The organism is Laedolimicola sp., from assembly GCF_051972735.1.
GTDB classification, from domain to species: domain Bacteria; phylum Bacillota; class Clostridia; order Lachnospirales; family Lachnospiraceae; genus Laedolimicola; species Laedolimicola intestinihominis.
Genome location: NZ_JBOKYU010000003.1, coordinates 43269 through 59369 on the forward strand (window position 1 = coordinate 43269; position 16101 = coordinate 59369).

A 16101-nucleotide genomic window follows, 5' to 3' on the forward strand; every position below is an offset into this window, starting at 1 on the left:
TTGCCGTTCAACAATATTCGACAAAAACCGCTGTGTAACAGAGTACTCATTTCTGCCACACAACGATCTTTCTATTTAGATTTCCCGCACATCTTTTTTCCGATAAAAATCTTCCACAACCCCCGCTATCGCCTTCGACACTCCCCGGCCTACGTAGGAATTATCCCGGCCATCCTCGATGGATTTCAGGAAGGCCACGATCTCGTAGCGGATGCCCTCGCCGTCCAGCTGGTAGAAGTAGCGCTTGTTGTTGGCGGGATTTTCGTAGCGAATCTCGAAGTAGTCGGTCTTCCACCAGGGAGCCGGGACGTAGATGTATCCTTCCGTGCCGGAAACCACTAGATCGCCCTCGGACTTGATGCCCTTGCCTACCTGGATGGAGGCCATGGCGTCCGAGTATACGAAATTCACTCTGGAAAATGCGTCATAGGCCTTCGCCTCGTCCGCATAGTGGGTGATGATCTGCTTCTCTGCATAGTCAGTGCCCAGAAGCTGGAACACCGGCAACAGCGCCGTGGGTCCCCAGTCGCAGAGACTTCCCCAGCTGCGGTTGAACTGGCCCGGGTAGACGTTCGCCTCGTCCTCCAGGCGGGTGCAGGCGGCGTCCACCGAAACCACCTTTCCGATACGACCACTCTTAGCCAGCAAAAGTAACCGGTAATAAGCGGTCGAATAAGCGGTCTTGATGGCCTCCATCAGCACGCACTTTTTCTCCTTCGCCAGGGCGAACAGCTCCTCGCACTCCCGCACAGAAAGCGCGATGGGCGACTCGCAGAGCACATGCTTCCCGGCCTCCAGGGCCGCCCGGATCTGCTGATAATGCACGTCCGGGTGTGACAGGATATACATGGCGTCCGACTTCTCCAGAAGCTTCCGAAATTCATTCCGGTCATCCCCGCAGACGCCGGAAATTACTGCGCCGTTTACATAGCCACTCTCCTTCCGGAACTTCTGGAGGTCCGAAGCATCCCCCACCAGTCCCAGACGGATGGCGTGCTTCTCCGACCGAAGCTGCGTACTGGACACGCCCTCCGTTCTGTCAAGGTAAACCACTTTACAATATTCATTCAGATAATCAAATTTTCCACGCCAATCGGAACCAATGGCAAAGATATCCACATGATAGCGGCGAATATCGTCAATTTTCTGACCCTCGTACTCCTCGATGATAATTTCATCCGCCAGGCCGGTGGCCCGCACGCCCTCGATGCGCTCCATCAGGGACTGCTGCACATTGATCTTGCCCCGGGTCTTGTCGAAATCCTCGGCGGTCACGCCCACGATCAGGTAATCGCCCAGCGCCTTGGCCCGCTCAAGCAGGCGGATATGGCCGTAATGCAGCAAATCATAGGTTCCGTATGTGATTACTTTCGTCATAAAAATCCCCCTGCGCTGTTAGTCCGCGTCCACCTGGAAAAACGCGTCCAGGAATATCTGCATGGCTTTTTTTGAGCCCACCGACACGCGCAGATAATCCTTCAGAAGCTCATTTCCATAGGGGTGAACCAGCACCTGCTTCTCCTCTTCCAGCCGCTTCGCTATCTCCTTCGCGTTATGATGAGGCTTTACGAAAATGAAGTTTCCGCGACAGTCGCGGCACTCGTAGCCCTTCTTCTGAAGCTCCTCCAGCGTATAGGCCTTGCCCTCCCTCTCGATGCGAATCAGCTCATCCACCATCTCCGGGTGATCGAGAATCCGCTCTGCGAACAGCAGGGCAATGGAATTGGCGTCAAAGGTCAGTCGGGCATTCTTTACGTAATGAATGATCTCCGGATTGCTGATGATGACGCCCAGACGGCAGGCCGCGATGGAGAACAGCTTGGAGAAGGTACGCAGCACCACCACGTTTTCATCCTTCAGGGCATGTTCGATGAAGGTGTTCGGATAAAAATAATGATACGCCTCGTCGATAATAACGATAGCGCCCACCTCTTTCGCCCGCGCGATAACCTGCTGAAGCTCTTCCTCGGTATACACATTTCCCACCGGGTTGTTGGGATTCAGCAGCACCACGATGCGGGTATTGTCATGGATCGCATTCAGAATGTTTTCAATTTTGATGGTCAGATCCGGCTCGTAGGCCACCGGCACATGCTTATAGCCCAGGATACAGCAGTTGACCCAATACATCTCGAAGGACGGAGCCACGGTCACGACCTCCTTGCCCACCTCGCCGAAGGTCTCCAAAAGATAGCGGATGGCCATATCGGAGCCGTTGGTGGTCAGGACATTTTCATACTCTGCGCCGATGAATTTCGCGTATTTATGCAGGAACCGGTCCGGCTCCGGATAGATCGCAAGGAATTCCGGCGTAATCTCCTTCAGCACGGAATCCACAAATTCCTTCGGCAGTCCTTCCGGGTTCTCATTCATATCATAGCGGTGCATGCCGTAGCGGTTCTGCATGGGGAAGACCCGGACGGTGTTTTTTATATATTCATTTACGTGGTAGTTCATAAGATACCTCCTGTCTCTCTGCTGCTGTGGTTGGTAAGCAGAGCTTAGCAAAATTGTATTGTAAATATTTTCCTTTTTTATTTCTATATCTTCATCTTACTGCATATGGATTAAATACACAAGTCAGGATTCTGCCGAAATTCTTAGTTATAATTCTCAATCTGAGTTCCGGAAATCCATTCATTTACATCGTGATGCCAAGCATACCAAACACCATTCCAATGACGGAATACACAAACAGGTGCAGACACAAAATTGGCAGTGTATGCCGTCCGATGCATTCCAGCGGTCTCTGCAGCCACTTCGTATGCTTCGTCTCATACAGGGCGCTGCACAGAGACATCACAATCAGCGAGCCAGCCGTTCCCACGAAGAGATACAGGGCCATGCTCCGTCCATAATCCCCCACGGACATATTGACGCTTCCATTCCAGCGGGCTGCAAGCACAAAGGCTGCGGCCACCAGGAACAGATAAAACGGCTTTTTCAAAAGCTTTCCGACCCAGTCCTGCACCGCCGCCAGCTTGCCGATGATCAGGAAAGTCACAGCATAAAAGGCACAGTCGATGCTCCAGGGCAGCAGTACAGGACACGCGTAATGAAGGCCAATGGCTATCAGCAGATAAATTCCGTTTCCCACAAAGGCCTTTCGGGAATCACCCTTCGCTGCCCGCATCAGAATCCAGAACAGGATATAGCTCACAAACATGCAGGTCAGAAACCAGGTGGGCGCGTTCAGAATCTGCATAAAATATACATTTGTGGCGGAATCCATGGGCATCAGACAGTTGCGGGAATAGAGGATGCCAAGCAGGGTCTGCCCGTCCGCATTTCCCCGCAAAAAGAAAAACACAAACAGAAACAGGTTGTAACCGAAATAGGGAAGCAGCAGACGTTTCGCTTTTTTCTTTACAAAAGCTCCAAAGCTCTCCTCCGGCTTATAGGAAAAGGTCATGCCCGCCGTGATGAAAAAGATGGGCATATAGAACATGCCGCCGTAGAAGCTTACCGGCCCGAAGGAGCGCCCCGTGTGTACCAGAAGCACCACCAGGATGCCGACGGCCTTGACCGCATCCAGCCATGCGATTCGTTTTTTCTCCATTTCCATCACTCCTTCTTCCTGCCTGCAAATGTCTTCGAAATTCCGGCGGTCAGCCGCCCGCTCACCGGCTCCAGATACTTCCGGCTAAGCGCCGAGAGTATCAGCACCAGCGCCAGCGTGCAGACAAAATCTAAAGCTGTCAGCAGCCCGTAGCTCATTTTCCCGTAAAGGCTTAAGAACAGCCAGCAGGAAAAGGTCGCAATCACCGGGAAATGCAGCAGATACAGGGAATATGACACCTTACCTAAGAACCGGAAGGGCTTTGCCCCGAAGAACCTCTGCAGTCCCGGCAGTCCCAGTACGCCTGCCAGCAACAGCGCCGCGCCCGCCAGGTGATAAAGGGTTGTATAGGCCGATGGCAATATGCCGTAAATCGTGCCGCTCATGTCCGAACCGATGGACGGATAGGACAGCAGGTACACGCCCAGTACAAAGCTGCCAAGCGGCAGAAGCCAGAACCGCCGCCACAGCTCCATACCCTTCTGCCGGGTGCAGAAAAAGTCTGACGCCGCGAAGCCCAGGAAGATACCCGCAAAGTAAATGTCGGTCTTCACCGCTGCCAGCAGCATCACCAGATAAACCACATACCGAAACGGATTCTCCCCCACCAGATAAGCCGCCAGATAGACCACCAGCGCGCCGGAGAACAGGTAAGGTATGGTCCAGAGGACGCCGTTATAATTGTTGGTGCCGAACAGAAAGCAGCCGGCCAGGCTCTCGCCCAGCATCTGCAGGAAGTTCGGCTGAAACTGATTAAAGCCCGCGAACCACACCGTCGATTTGGTCAAGATGGCCGCCTCGTCGTTGCGATAGCATCCCAGGCTCATCAGGACAAAGATCAAGGTATTGATCATCAAAATCATCGGCATCAGCCGGAAATAACGCTTCCAGGCCGCGGACTTCAGCCGTCCTTTATCCCTTGTGTGAAAATAGGACAGGCAGAGCACGAAGCCGCTGAACACCAGAAATAAGCAGACCGCCGAATTCCCGCTGTAGAGCAGATTCAGAGGCGTTTTGCCGATGGTAATCTCGATGCCGGAATTGGTGTTCACTGCATCTCCGGTCAGGCTGTAGGCCGCGTAATAAAAGGCAAAGACAAAATGGCAGAAAAATACCATCAGCGCGCCGATTCCTTTCAGTCCGTCGATATAGTCCAGTTTTTTCAAGCTGCTTCCTCCATTCTGTCTCCGCCAATGCCCTGCGGTAATTTTAGTTTACATAACTTCGCTTCTATCATTTGATAATTTTTATTCTGTCGCTTTTAATTTCTCACAGAGTAAGGCTGTATAGCTCTCGCGTCCCTCCGCCGACAGGTGAATCAAATCCTGATAACCTCCAGCTTCCGAAATATCAAAATCCAGCTCCTCCCCGCAGAGAATCGCAAAGCTGCCCTCTCCGGTCCACCCACTTTGCAGTTCCTGCACGATAGAAAGAGCCTCCGCGTATAACTTCTGATAATCCTCATCCGCATACATCCGCTCATACTTGGGCGTCTCCAGAAACCAGAGGTTCAGGCCATAGTCTTCTGCCAGCTCCACGATTTTTCCATAGCCCTCGGCCTGGGTGCGGTTCACGCCGTCCCGGCTTCCCAGGGTTCCCAGGGCATAGAGCTCTTCTCTTGTCCTGCCCTGCTGGCGAATCAGACTGCCGCCGTCCCGGAACTGGGACGACACAATCTTATTGTTCAGAGGATAGGTCAGAAGCTGCTCGTTGTTGGCCGTCACAAAGAACTCATAGAAGTCCCCGAAGCTCACGTCGGTGCTGTTTCTCATCAGCCGCCAGGCCTTTGCCTTGAACTTCAGATCTGTGTCCAGCAAAATCTTGGTGTCGCTGATCCAGGGATCGGCTGCCGCTGTGTAGGGATACAGATCAATGTACAGATTTTTTACCTGCAGCCCCTGCTCCAGCATATACTGCAGCTCCAGGGCCATCAGCGCCGGCTGGTTGCCATTATAAGACAGGATGTAGCTGCTGCCGGGAAGCTCCGCCTCCAGCACGTCGATATCCAGGCCCTGCCGGAACATGGACGAACCGATGAAGAGGTTATCCACACGTTCTTTCCGGATGGCTGCCTGCATGCCGTAGGTAGATGCCGGAAGACAGCGGGCGTATTCATTTTTAATTAAAATCAGGATCAGCGCTATTATGAAGGCAACTGCCACGGTCTTTAATACTCGTTTCATAAATAAATATTCTCACTTATCCTATAAAATTTATCCACTTTTCAATTATAAAAAGGTGGACAGATACTTTCCTATCTATTTTTCAATTCTCTATTAGAAATTCGCGTACAAAAACCCCGACGCCCCGAACACTCCGAACAGCACCACGCTCACCAGCATCACGGCCATCCACGCACTACTCAGCACCATGCCCTCGCGCTTCTCCTTCTTCCCATACACCTGCCCTCTCTCATAGAGGAATAACAGGAACAGAAAGCCACAGGCAGTCAGGAAATAGGCGGCGCAGGTATTATCCCCGGTGAAGGGCAGAATGGAATTCTGGATGTCCACATAGGACAGGGAAAAGCAGGTAACTGCATGCGTGAGGAACCCCAGTGCCTTTCCGAAGCTCTCAGCCCGGAAGAAGACCCAGGCTAAGGTTACGCCGCAGAAGGTAATCAGTGTCTCAAGCACCCTGCGCGCCAGAGGCACGCTCTCCTCTTTCTTTGTGCTTATGATATTCCACAGGCCATGCATCCCGCCCCAGATCACAAAGCTCCAGTTCGCTCCGTGCCAGAGACCGCTGACCAGAAAGGTTGCCAGCACATTTAGCCGGTGGCGCACAGGGCTTACCCGGTTGCCGCCCAACGGAATGTAGATATAATCCTTAAGCCAGCCGGACAGGGAAATATGCCACCGGCTCCAGAACTCCTTGATGCCCCGGGAAAAATAGGGACAGTCAAAGTTTTGACCGCTGTCAATTCCCAGCACATTTGCCATACCGATGGCGATATCTGAGTACCCCGAAAAATCGCAGTACAGCTGGAATGAATAAAAGAACGCCGCCATCACACAGGCCAGTCCCGGATAACTCTCCGGCGCGCCAAAGACCGCGTCCACGTACCCCGCCAGCCGGTTCGCAATTACGATTTTCTTAAACAGTCCCAGCACTATTCGCTGAAGTCCCACGGAAAACAGCTCCGCATGGTATGTGGGTCCCTCATGAAGCTGTTCGATAAAATGCTCCGACCGCTCAATCGGTCCCGACAGAATCTGCGGAAAAAACAGGATGTACGTCAGATAAGCGCCGCAGCCCTCCAGGCCGCGCTCCGCACCCCGTTTTCCCAGATAAATATCCGCCAAAAAGCTTATCATTTTAAAGGTATAATAGGAGATCCCCATTGGCACCGCCAGACTTAGAACCGGCGCGCTTCCGCCCAGTCCCGCCAGTGTCAGCAGTGCCGCCACCGAACCCACAAAAAAATTGAAATATTTATACACAAAAAGAACGCCCAGTATCGGCAGAATTCCCGCCCACAGCCAGACCTTCTTTTTTTCTTTCGTCTCCGCCTGTTCGATTTTTGCCCCGGCATAGAAGCTCCAGAGCGCGCTTCCGCCGGACAATACCAGCATCCACGGACCGGCACTCACATAGAAAAGCATGCTTGCCAGAAGCAGCAGCCACTGCCGGAACCGCCTTGGAACCAGGTAGTAGACTGCCGCCACGCCAACTAAAAATGCCAGGGTCAACATAATATTTGAAACCATTCTATTCTCCTATAGGGGAATGTTACTCGCCCTTCACAGCCGCGCGATAAAGATCCACGCCCACATTCGTAAGCATCGCCAGCAGCAGTACAGAAAATACCACCATCGGCAGCTTCGTCTCGCCGTTGATGGCGTACGCGTAAGCACTGTAGGACACAATCAGATGCAGCATCGGCAGATAAAACCGCTTCGGCCAGCGCATGAAGTAGATGAGCGCCGCCACATCCGCCGTATACCCGGCCCAGGCCGGCATATAGGGCGCAAAATAAGGCACTAGAATCGCTGCAAACAGGAAGATGCGAAGCACCATGTCCTTCGTTACCTTCACCTTTTTATCAGCAAACCAGTAAATTCCAGTTAAAATCATACCAGCGAGAATCAGCAGAGATACCTTATCGTAAAGCTCCACAAAGGCATTTTTCCCGATAATCTCGTAGAAATTCGGCCACCCCCGATTCAAGGACACCGGATAGGCCACGTCAAGCGTCATCCACCAGGAACGGACGCGGAACACCGCGATCAGAAGCCCCGCCAGGATACTTCCGGTTCCAAGCAGCGCATTTCCCCGACTGTAGAGATAGAGACCCAGGAAAAACAGAATCACATAATAAATACAGTTAATATTCCACAGGGAGCCGTTCGCCACCGCCGTGGGATAAATCGCCAAAATTGCGTAGGTCAGGAAAGCCCGCAGCCGGCTTCCCGTATAACTGTGTACAATCGCGCCGCACAGAACCGCCAGCGCAAATTCCAGCACAACCGCACAGAGCTTCCATGTGTCGGTCGGCGTATATTCGATGACCGTGGAGCGGAGCGCCAGTCCTGTACCGGTAATACATACTGCCAGCAGCAGATCCAGAAAGGTAAAGGTCACGCCGCGCACATTCCATTTTCTGGAAATGAAGTTTCTCAAAAATTCATCCATCACGCGGCCTCCTTCTTCACAGTCTCTTGTTCCATAGGGATCTGGTTCTCCGGATTCCGCATATAATGCCAGATATCCAGGCCCACCAGGACGAGCAGACCAAGCTCTGCAAAGGCCCACACGCCGTAGTAAATGGTCGGCTCGTCGGAACCCAGATGGCTTAAGTAAGCCATATAGGAATTGAAGGACACCAGAATCTGCACCAATGGGAAATAGAATTTCTTCGTATTCATCATGGCATAGATAATCGCCAGAATATCCGCCACACAGCCGTACCGCTCATGCATGTGCGGCAGGAACCAGGGCGTCAGAATCGCAAAAAACAGCGCCATTTGCACGATGAATTCATTGGTAATCCGGTAGCGCTTCTGAGCCATGGCGTACAGGATGATCATCAGGATACCAAGAATCAGCCACGTGCCCGCCGAAGCGTATTCAAGCAAAAAGAACTGATTTCCGATGATCTGATAGATATTCGGCCATTTGATGGACAGGGACCAGACATCCTGGGCTCCCTGGGCCATGTAGATATTGATCAGATCCATCAGTGGCCGTCCCGCAATCCAGGCCGGCACGATACTTAAGAAATACAGCGCCGGGATCCACAGAAAATGCTTCAGATCCACCTTTTTATTCACCCACAGAATCACCAGGAACGGGAAAATAAACAGGGACTGGAGTTTAAACACAAAGGCCATCCCGTAGAAAAACATGGCTTTGCAGGGGCGGTCCTCAAACAGGTAATAAAAGCACAGCAGCAAAAAGGTCATAAAAATAATGTCGCACTGGGCCCACAGGGCGCTGTTGGCCCAGATGGTGGGCACAATGAGAAACAGGCCGTAGGACAGGATGCCTTTGCGCTTGCTTCCGGTAACCTTCCAAATCATTTTTCCCAGAATGCCCGCCGCCACAAAGTCCAACACACAGTGCAGGCCCTTATAGGCCGTCATCGGGTTGATGGACAGCCTGCTGATGGCCCAGAGAATATAAACGAAGGTCGGTGTATAATCATAGCGATCCGTAGCCAGATAGGAAAATCCCATCTCCTTCAAATCAGAAATCCACGGATCCCAGTACATCAGCCAGTCGTCTGTAATCACCACACGCAGGATGACACGGATACCCAGGCCAATCAGCGTCAGAGCCGCCAGATAGCACAGATCCATCCGGTTCAGCCCACGCTTTTTCAAAAAGCTGTTCATAAAACTCTCCTAATTATTTATCCAGTACAGTCTCAATAATATACTTGGGGCGCGCCTTGGTTTCCAGGTAAATTTTTCCAATATATTCACCCACAATACCGATAGCCAGAAGCTGCAGGCCGCCGATGGCCCAGATAGACACAATGGTGCTGGTCCAGCCGTGTACGGTTCTGCCCATGAAATGCACCACCAGGAAATAAATCAGCATAATCAGGCTGATGGCAAAAATCAGGAAACCACAGGTGGTAATCATACGGATCGGCTTGATGCTGAAGGAAGTGATCCCATCGGTGGCAAAAGCAAGCATCTTCTTCAGCGGATACTTGGACTCGCCCGCAAAACGTTCATGACGCTCGTAGGTGACGATGTCCGACTTGTACCCAATGAGCGGCACGATACCGCGCAGGAACAGATTTACCTCGCGAAACTCAGACAATCCTTCCAGGGCGCGCTTGCTCATAAGACGGTAATCTGCATGGTTAAATACGATTTCCACGCCCATAGCCTGCATGATCTTATAAAAGCCCTCGGCAGTAAATTTCTTAAAGAAGGTGTCCGTATCCCGGGCGCTTCTGACGCCGTATACCACGTCATTTCCCTCATAATACTTCTCCACCATCTTGTCAATGACGTCCACATCGTCCTGCAGATCGGCGTCCAGGGAAATGGCCATATCCGCCTTTTCCTTCGCCGTCATCAGGCCGGCCAGAAGCGCGTTCTGATGACCCTTATTTCTGGACAGCTTCACACCGGAATATATGGGGTTAGACTCATGTAACTCCCGGATAATTTCCCAGGTCTTATCCCTGGAGCCATCATTTACAAACATGATTTTGCTCTCCCGGGAAATCATACCCCGATCGAACATGGAATTCATTTTCACCAGAAGCTGCTTCGCGGTCTCATGCAGTACAGCCTCCTCGTTATAGCAGGGAATTACCAGATATAAAATATCATTTCCTGTCATCGGATTTCTCTCCTTCTCTTATGTGCAAATGTTATTTCGCCAGCAGTTCCTTCATGTACACTTCAATAGCGTCCTGCCAGGAAGCGAAGGAGAAATCGGTGGTCAGCTTCAGCATATAGTTCTCCAGAATGGAGTATGCGGGCCGGTCTGCGGAGTTCGGGAAGCGGCGCTTGTACTCCTCTGAGGTAATCGGCTCGATCTCAGTCCTGCTGCCTGCCAGGCGAAGTACGGTAGCCGCAAACTCGGCCCAGTTGGTGTCGCCCTCGCAGGTACCGTGGAACAGACCGTAATTGTCGGTCGGAAGCAGATATTTGATAGCCTTGGCCAGCTCTACCGCGCTGGTGGGGGTTCCCACCTGATCCATGACTACGCCGATCTTATCGTTATTTTCCGCCAGCTTCAGCATGGTCTTTGCGAAGTTGTGACCGTCGCCGTACAGCCATGCAGTACGGATGATAAAGTACTGATTTGCGAAATCTTTTACGAAATTCTCTCCTGCCAGCTTGGTTGCGCCGTACATGCTCTTGGGGCTTACTGAGTCAAACTCCGTCAGTGGATGGGCGGATACATCCCCCGGAAATACATAGTCGGTAGAGATATGCATGAGCTTTGCTCCGGTATCTGCTGCCGCGATAGCCAGGTTGCGGGCTCCGATGGCGTTGATCTTATACGCCAGATCCTGCTCCACCTCGCACTTGTCCACATTGGTGTAAGCCGCGCAGTTGATGATAGCGTAGGGCTTTACCTCTCTGGCAAGCTCCAGTACCTTATCCACCTTGGTGATATCCAGCTCTGCCACATCGGTATTTACCAGTTCATACTCGGTACTGCCTGCATACTGCTGATTCACTGCCCGTCCCAGCTGTCCGTTGCATCCTGTCACAATAATCTTTTTCATGTTTTTTCTCCTATTCTGCTGATTCAGCGTCTTCTGTATTGTCTGCGTTTTCTGTATCCTCAGTCTGAGCGTCGCTATCCTCCCCAGACGATTCTTCCTCTTCTACATGCTTTATCATGTAATCCTTATGATAATAATCGCACATGGCCAGATTCCGGCTGTCGTCCGGATCCGGCGTCAGTGTGCCGAAATAAAGCAACTCCGGACGGTAGGTAACCTCTTCTACTACAACCTCTTTGACATCCGGATCGTGATAAAGCTTCTCACGCATGCGGATTTCCTTGTCGTATACCTGTGCCTCTCCATATACCATGGATTTCAACGCCGTCGCAAAGGTAATTTCTTCCAGATCGTTTACAATGTTAAGCTTCCACATTCCCACAACCACACAGCATACGCCTGCCACGCCCAGCAGTACCGGAGTGGCTTTCCGCAGCAGCTCCTGTACCTCCTGCGCGCATTTCTCATACTGCCGTCTGAGCCATCCGGCATAGTAAATGGCGTTGGACGCGTAGAACAGAATCACACCGTAGAAGCAGATATTATAGTAACGGCCGCCGGAGATAAAACGCACGGCGAAGATGGCCGGAACCCACATAACCACCACCAGGCTGTAGCTTACCAGGGTAAACATCAGCGGGCACCGGAAGGAAAACTTCGTATTCTTCAGCTGCCACAGCATCACCAGGAACAGAGCGAAAATCACCAGCACAATCACCACATTGGTGGCCTCGTTAAACATATAGTCCAGAGACTTGGTATAGGACTTGTAAATAGCCTCCATCGGGGTACGGGGCTGGAAATTGGACTGGCGGCGATAGTTGCCCGGAGCCAATACATTCAGGAAAAAGGCCGGAAGGTATACGATAAACAGGGAACCCAGCTGAATCCGAAGCTTCTTCGGATACCGCTTTTTTTCCACGATCGCGTCCAGGAACAGCAGGAACATCAATACCGCTGTCAGCAGCGCGTTGGGATACATGCCGCCGCCCAGCAGGATCAGGATCAGAATCATTCCCACCATACGTTTTGCGGAAATCTGCTTTTTATGCATACCGTCGGCAATCAGCCCCATCAGAATCAGCAGCATGGAGAAAAATCCTGTATATCCCACGCTTCCAATCCACCAGTAAAAGGCTTCCAGTCCCACCGGGACATACTGGATGCAGAGCGTCAGTACCACCACAGACACGCTGACAGCCACAGCTCTCGACATACCTAAGATTCGGTGCAGCATGACATCGATAAAATAAGTAAAACCAATCACCATGACGCCCACCAGAATAAAGGTCTGGATGAAGGTCAGGCGTTCAGAGATAATCGAGGGCCGCAGGGCTCCAATCACCGCAAAGCTGTAGGTTCCCTGCCACTCATGCCACAGGTTCTCCGCTCTCTGCACCGCCGCCCGCAGCACTGCCGGAATCACAGCCAGTCCGGAATTCTCCTCCAGGGCATGGCGGGTCAGAATACCATAGTTAAAATCATCCATAACCGGATGGTTGAAAAAGCTCAATGCCAGAATCGGAAGCAGGCTCAGTACAAAGCAGCATACCAGAAACTTCGCCATATTCTTTTCGTCTTTCATCCAGTTTACATACTTTTCCCAGAGATTTCTGGTAATCTCGTATATTGTTTCCACGTTTCTAATTCTCCTTTTCTTTCAGTTCGTCCGCCCGCTCCTTTTCCTCCAGAGCCAGCTCCTGGGTCAGGTCCTTTACCTTATTTTCCAGGGTAGACAGCTCAATGGTCATCATAAACAGCTTCAGCAGCAGAATGAAGATGAACACCATAAACACGAAGTTTACCGGCAGCTGCATACCCAGAAGTCTCGTAAACAGGGTCACAAGCCACGGGAACAGGCTGATGATAACCAGCACGCCCGCAAAGACAATCCAGAAGATCGCATATTCGATCTGCAGCTTGGACTGACGGATTTTCTTCAAAATATAATAGGTGCTGAGGAGTGATACCACAATCAGCACAATGCGAAATACCGGTGTCATGAAACCTTCACCTCCCTGCGCTTCCGGAAGTTCTGAATCAGCAGAATCGACAGAAGCATCCGTAACATATACATCATAGATTTGGTCAGGTTCAGATAGCTCTCGCCTGCGATCCGCTCATCCATCTCCACCTGAACCTCGGCGATGGTGGCGCCCTGCTTCAGAAGATAGGATACCGTATCCGGCTCCGGGCCGTAGTTCATATTCAGGGCGAATTCCGCTATCATTTTCTTATTGAACATCCGCATGCCCGAAGTGGGATCCTTGACCCTGCGGCCGGTGGTCAGCTTCATGGCCATGGAAATCAGGTTGCTGCCCAGCATCCGTAAGGAATGGGGCTTCTTCTCGGTCACAAACCGGGAACCGATGACGATATCGTAGCCCTCCTGAATCTTGTCCAGCATGGGGCCGATAAATTCCGGACGGTGCTGTCCGTCCGCGTCAAACTGGATGGCGTAATCGTAGCCATTCCGATAGGCGTATTTGAGACCCGTCTGGAAGGCTCCGGCCAGCCCTAAGTTCACCGGCAGATCCACCAGCTCATAGCCGTTCTTCCGGCAGATTTTTGCCGTGCTGTCGGAGGATCCGTCGTTGATGACGATATAGTCATACATCGGGTAATTATTTTTCAGGTTTTCCACCACGCGCACAATGTTTTCTTCTTCATTGTAGGCGGGGATGATGACCAGACATTTCATCTGTGTGTCTCCTTATGTTTTATAGATCGTCCAGGCATGCAGCTCGATGCCGCTTCGCTCCATCTCGCTGTCGGGCTGCGCCCTATGAACGTGCATACATAAACTGTCGCTTACGTGCAAGCACGACGCGCCTGCTTATGTATGCACGTTCGCATGCCTTAGTGTATGTCACATTTTACATCTTTTTTATAAACTGTGCAAGTACACGAAGCGTTCTGCATAAATCCGTGAACCACGCGAACCGCACGCCATTCTCGCGAAGCGCCCGATGCCCCTCCTTCATTCCGGCCAGATACGCTCCCAGACTGTTCGTACTGGTGCCGCCGTGGGACATGTAAATCAACACCTCCGGCAAGTAAGATAACTTCACTTTCTTATTCTTCAGAATCCGGATCATAAACTCATAATCCGCGGAAATCCGGTAATCGGTCTTATAAAGACCGTATTTGTCATACACGCTTTTCTTCAGATACAGGGTCGGATGACCGGGCATCCAGCCGCAGCGGATATTACCCTGGCCCTGGTGCCAGTAGCGCACCACCTTGTCGCCCTCCATATAATAGAGGTCGCCGTGTACGCCGTCCGTGCCCTCCTTTTCCATGATGGCCACCATCTTACTGATGACGTCCGGGCCTGCATATTGGTCGAAGCAGCAGCCTAAGATATCGCCGGTGGACAGCCGGATTCCCTTGTTGATGGCGTCATAGATTCCCTTGTCCTTCTCGGAAATCCATTTCAGCCGATCGCCGAAATATGCCTCTGCCTCCGCAATGACCTCCCGGGTGCCATCGGTGGAACCGCCGTCCACGATGACGTACTCGATATTCTCATAATCCTGCTTCTTCACCTGGGCAATGATTTTTTTCAGATTCTCTTTATCATTATAGGTCGTCGTAATGATCGAAACCTTTGGATTTTCCATAATTTTACTCCTCGTGTAATAGCTTCGCGTACAGCTTCAGATAATCCTGAAACCGCTCGTTCTTATCATAATGAGACGCTTTTGTAAGACAGGCCGTCCGCTTATCCGGCTCTGACCGCATGGCCTTCACCGCCGCCTCCAGGGCTTCCACATCCCCCTTGGGAACCACCTTGCCGCAGCTTTCGTCCACAGACTCCACGCTTCCTCCGGTGGCAAAGGTAATAACCGGGGTTCCGCAGGCCAGGGCCTCCAGATTCGTCGTGGGGAAGGTATCCTCCAGGGTGGTATTCACATAGGCGTCTGCCATGGAATAGTACTCCGCCAGTTCTTCCATGCTGTTGGTACGCATAACTCCGTGAATCTTCGGGTGCAGCTTTTTCATCTTCCGCTTCGATAAACCGATTAAAATAATCTGATAGTCATCGGGCAGCCGATCCGCCAGCTGTTCAAAATAAGCATAACCCTTCCGTTCCTCCCACATACTTGCCACGCCCAGAAGAATGTATTTTCCCTCGAAGCCCAGTTTCCTGCGGAGTCCCTGATCCACCGGATGAAATTTATCCAGGGCGATCCCGTTGGGAATCACCTGCACCGGATACTCTCCCAGATAGGACTCTCTTGCGTAGCCTGCCAGCCACCGGGAGGGGGTCACCACCGTCAGGGAAGGCACGCCGGTAAAAGCTGCCTTTTTTCTCTGGTAATTGGAGGCTGTATTGTCCTTAAATAACGCATAGGGATAGACGCTACGGTACTGGGGGCAGCTTCCGCAGCCTGTCTTCCATTTCATACAGCCGATATAATCAAAATGGGCGCAATGTCCCGTAAAGCTCCAGCAGTCATGGAGCGTCCAGACTACCGGCTTCCCGGCCTGCTTCAGATACCAAAACAGCTGCTCCACGTCCAGGTAAAAGCCGTGGATATTGTGGAGATGAATGATATCCGGGTCGTATTCCCTGATCTTTTCTATCAGTCTGCCCGTCTGCTTTTTGGAAGCAAAGCCGTGCTCCCCCCGGAAAAAGGTATGAAGCACATGGAAGCCCATGTCCAGGTCCGTTCCGAATTTATACGTGGGGATTCCCTCCGGCCCAGTCCGGCGGCCAAAGGCCACCATTCCCTCGTCTCCCTGTTCCTCCAGGGCATGTACGATATCCACCGTGATACGGCCCACGCTTCCGCTTCCGCAGATGGTATTAATCTGTAATACTTTCAAAATGATA

The 16101-nt window shown here is 51.8% G+C and carries 15 protein-coding genes; all 15 read right to left on the reverse strand.

Going from position 1 to position 16101, the window contains the following annotated elements:
* Positions 1 to 75: 75 nt before the first annotated feature.
* Positions 76 to 1377: a Gfo/Idh/MocA family oxidoreductase gene (locus ACTRC3_RS01705; protein ID WP_440321061.1), complete on the reverse strand. Its 1302-nt coding sequence runs from the start codon at positions 1375 to 1377 to the stop codon at positions 76 to 78.
* Between the two features lie 18 nt (positions 1378 to 1395).
* Positions 1396 to 2457, reverse strand: coding sequence for a pyridoxal phosphate-dependent aminotransferase (locus tag ACTRC3_RS01710; RefSeq protein WP_440321062.1), 1062 nt, complete (start codon positions 2455 to 2457; stop codon positions 1396 to 1398).
* A gap of 184 nt (positions 2458 to 2641) precedes the next feature.
* Positions 2642 to 3559, reverse strand: a complete 918-nt coding sequence (locus ACTRC3_RS01715) for an acyltransferase family protein (protein ID WP_178038770.1) — start codon at positions 3557 to 3559, stop codon at positions 2642 to 2644.
* Between the two features lie 5 nt (positions 3560 to 3564).
* A complete protein-coding gene (locus tag ACTRC3_RS01720; protein WP_440321064.1) occupies positions 3565 to 4725 on the reverse strand; it encodes an acyltransferase family protein in 1161 nt (386 codons plus the stop codon).
* A gap of 81 nt (positions 4726 to 4806) precedes the next feature.
* Positions 4807 to 5742 (reverse strand): hypothetical protein, encoded by a 936-nt coding sequence (locus ACTRC3_RS01725; protein ID WP_349163769.1) that lies wholly within the window; start codon positions 5740 to 5742, stop codon positions 4807 to 4809.
* Positions 5743 to 5835: 93 nt separating this feature from the next.
* Positions 5836 to 7269: an MBOAT family O-acyltransferase gene (locus ACTRC3_RS01730; protein ID WP_440321066.1), complete on the reverse strand. Its 1434-nt coding sequence runs from the start codon at positions 7267 to 7269 to the stop codon at positions 5836 to 5838.
* 22 nt (positions 7270 to 7291) lie between these two features.
* Positions 7292 to 8194 carry a hypothetical protein gene (locus ACTRC3_RS01735; RefSeq protein WP_440321067.1) on the reverse strand — a complete coding sequence of 301 codons (903 nt, stop codon included), beginning with the start codon at positions 8192 to 8194 and terminating at the stop codon, positions 7292 to 7294.
* Positions 8194 to 9396 carry a hypothetical protein gene (locus tag ACTRC3_RS01740; protein ID WP_440321069.1) on the reverse strand — a complete coding sequence of 401 codons (1203 nt, stop codon included), beginning with the start codon at positions 9394 to 9396 and terminating at the stop codon, positions 8194 to 8196. Before ACTRC3_RS01740 ends, ACTRC3_RS01735 begins: the two co-directional genes overlap by 1 nt.
* Positions 9397 to 9409: 13 nt before the next feature.
* Positions 9410 to 10363, reverse strand: a complete 954-nt coding sequence (locus ACTRC3_RS01745; RefSeq protein ID WP_178038764.1) for a glycosyltransferase — start codon at positions 10361 to 10363, stop codon at positions 9410 to 9412.
* Positions 10364 to 10394: 31 nt separating this feature from the next.
* Entirely contained in the window at positions 10395 to 11261 is an 867-nt protein-coding gene (gene rfbD / locus ACTRC3_RS01750) for a dTDP-4-dehydrorhamnose reductase (RefSeq protein WP_178038763.1), read from the reverse strand.
* Positions 11262 to 11271: 10 nt separating this feature from the next.
* Positions 11272 to 12900: a DUF6056 family protein gene (locus ACTRC3_RS01755; RefSeq protein ID WP_440321072.1), complete on the reverse strand. Its 1629-nt coding sequence runs from the start codon at positions 12898 to 12900 to the stop codon at positions 11272 to 11274.
* 4 nt (positions 12901 to 12904) lie between these two features.
* Positions 12905 to 13264, reverse strand: a complete 360-nt coding sequence (locus tag ACTRC3_RS01760; protein WP_178038761.1) for a DUF2304 family protein — start codon at positions 13262 to 13264, stop codon at positions 12905 to 12907.
* Positions 13261 to 13962, reverse strand: coding sequence for a glycosyltransferase (locus tag ACTRC3_RS01765; protein ID WP_178038760.1), 702 nt, complete (start codon positions 13960 to 13962; stop codon positions 13261 to 13263). Before ACTRC3_RS01765 ends, ACTRC3_RS01760 begins: the two co-directional genes overlap by 4 nt.
* A gap of 175 nt (positions 13963 to 14137) precedes the next feature.
* Positions 14138 to 14884, reverse strand: a complete 747-nt coding sequence (locus ACTRC3_RS01770) for a glycosyltransferase family 2 protein (RefSeq protein ID WP_440321074.1) — start codon at positions 14882 to 14884, stop codon at positions 14138 to 14140.
* Between the two features lie 4 nt (positions 14885 to 14888).
* Complete coding sequence (locus tag ACTRC3_RS01775) at positions 14889 to 16094, reverse strand: glycosyltransferase (protein WP_440321076.1); 1206 nt, start codon at positions 16092 to 16094, stop codon at positions 14889 to 14891.
* Between the last annotated feature and the right edge of the window lie 7 nt (positions 16095 to 16101).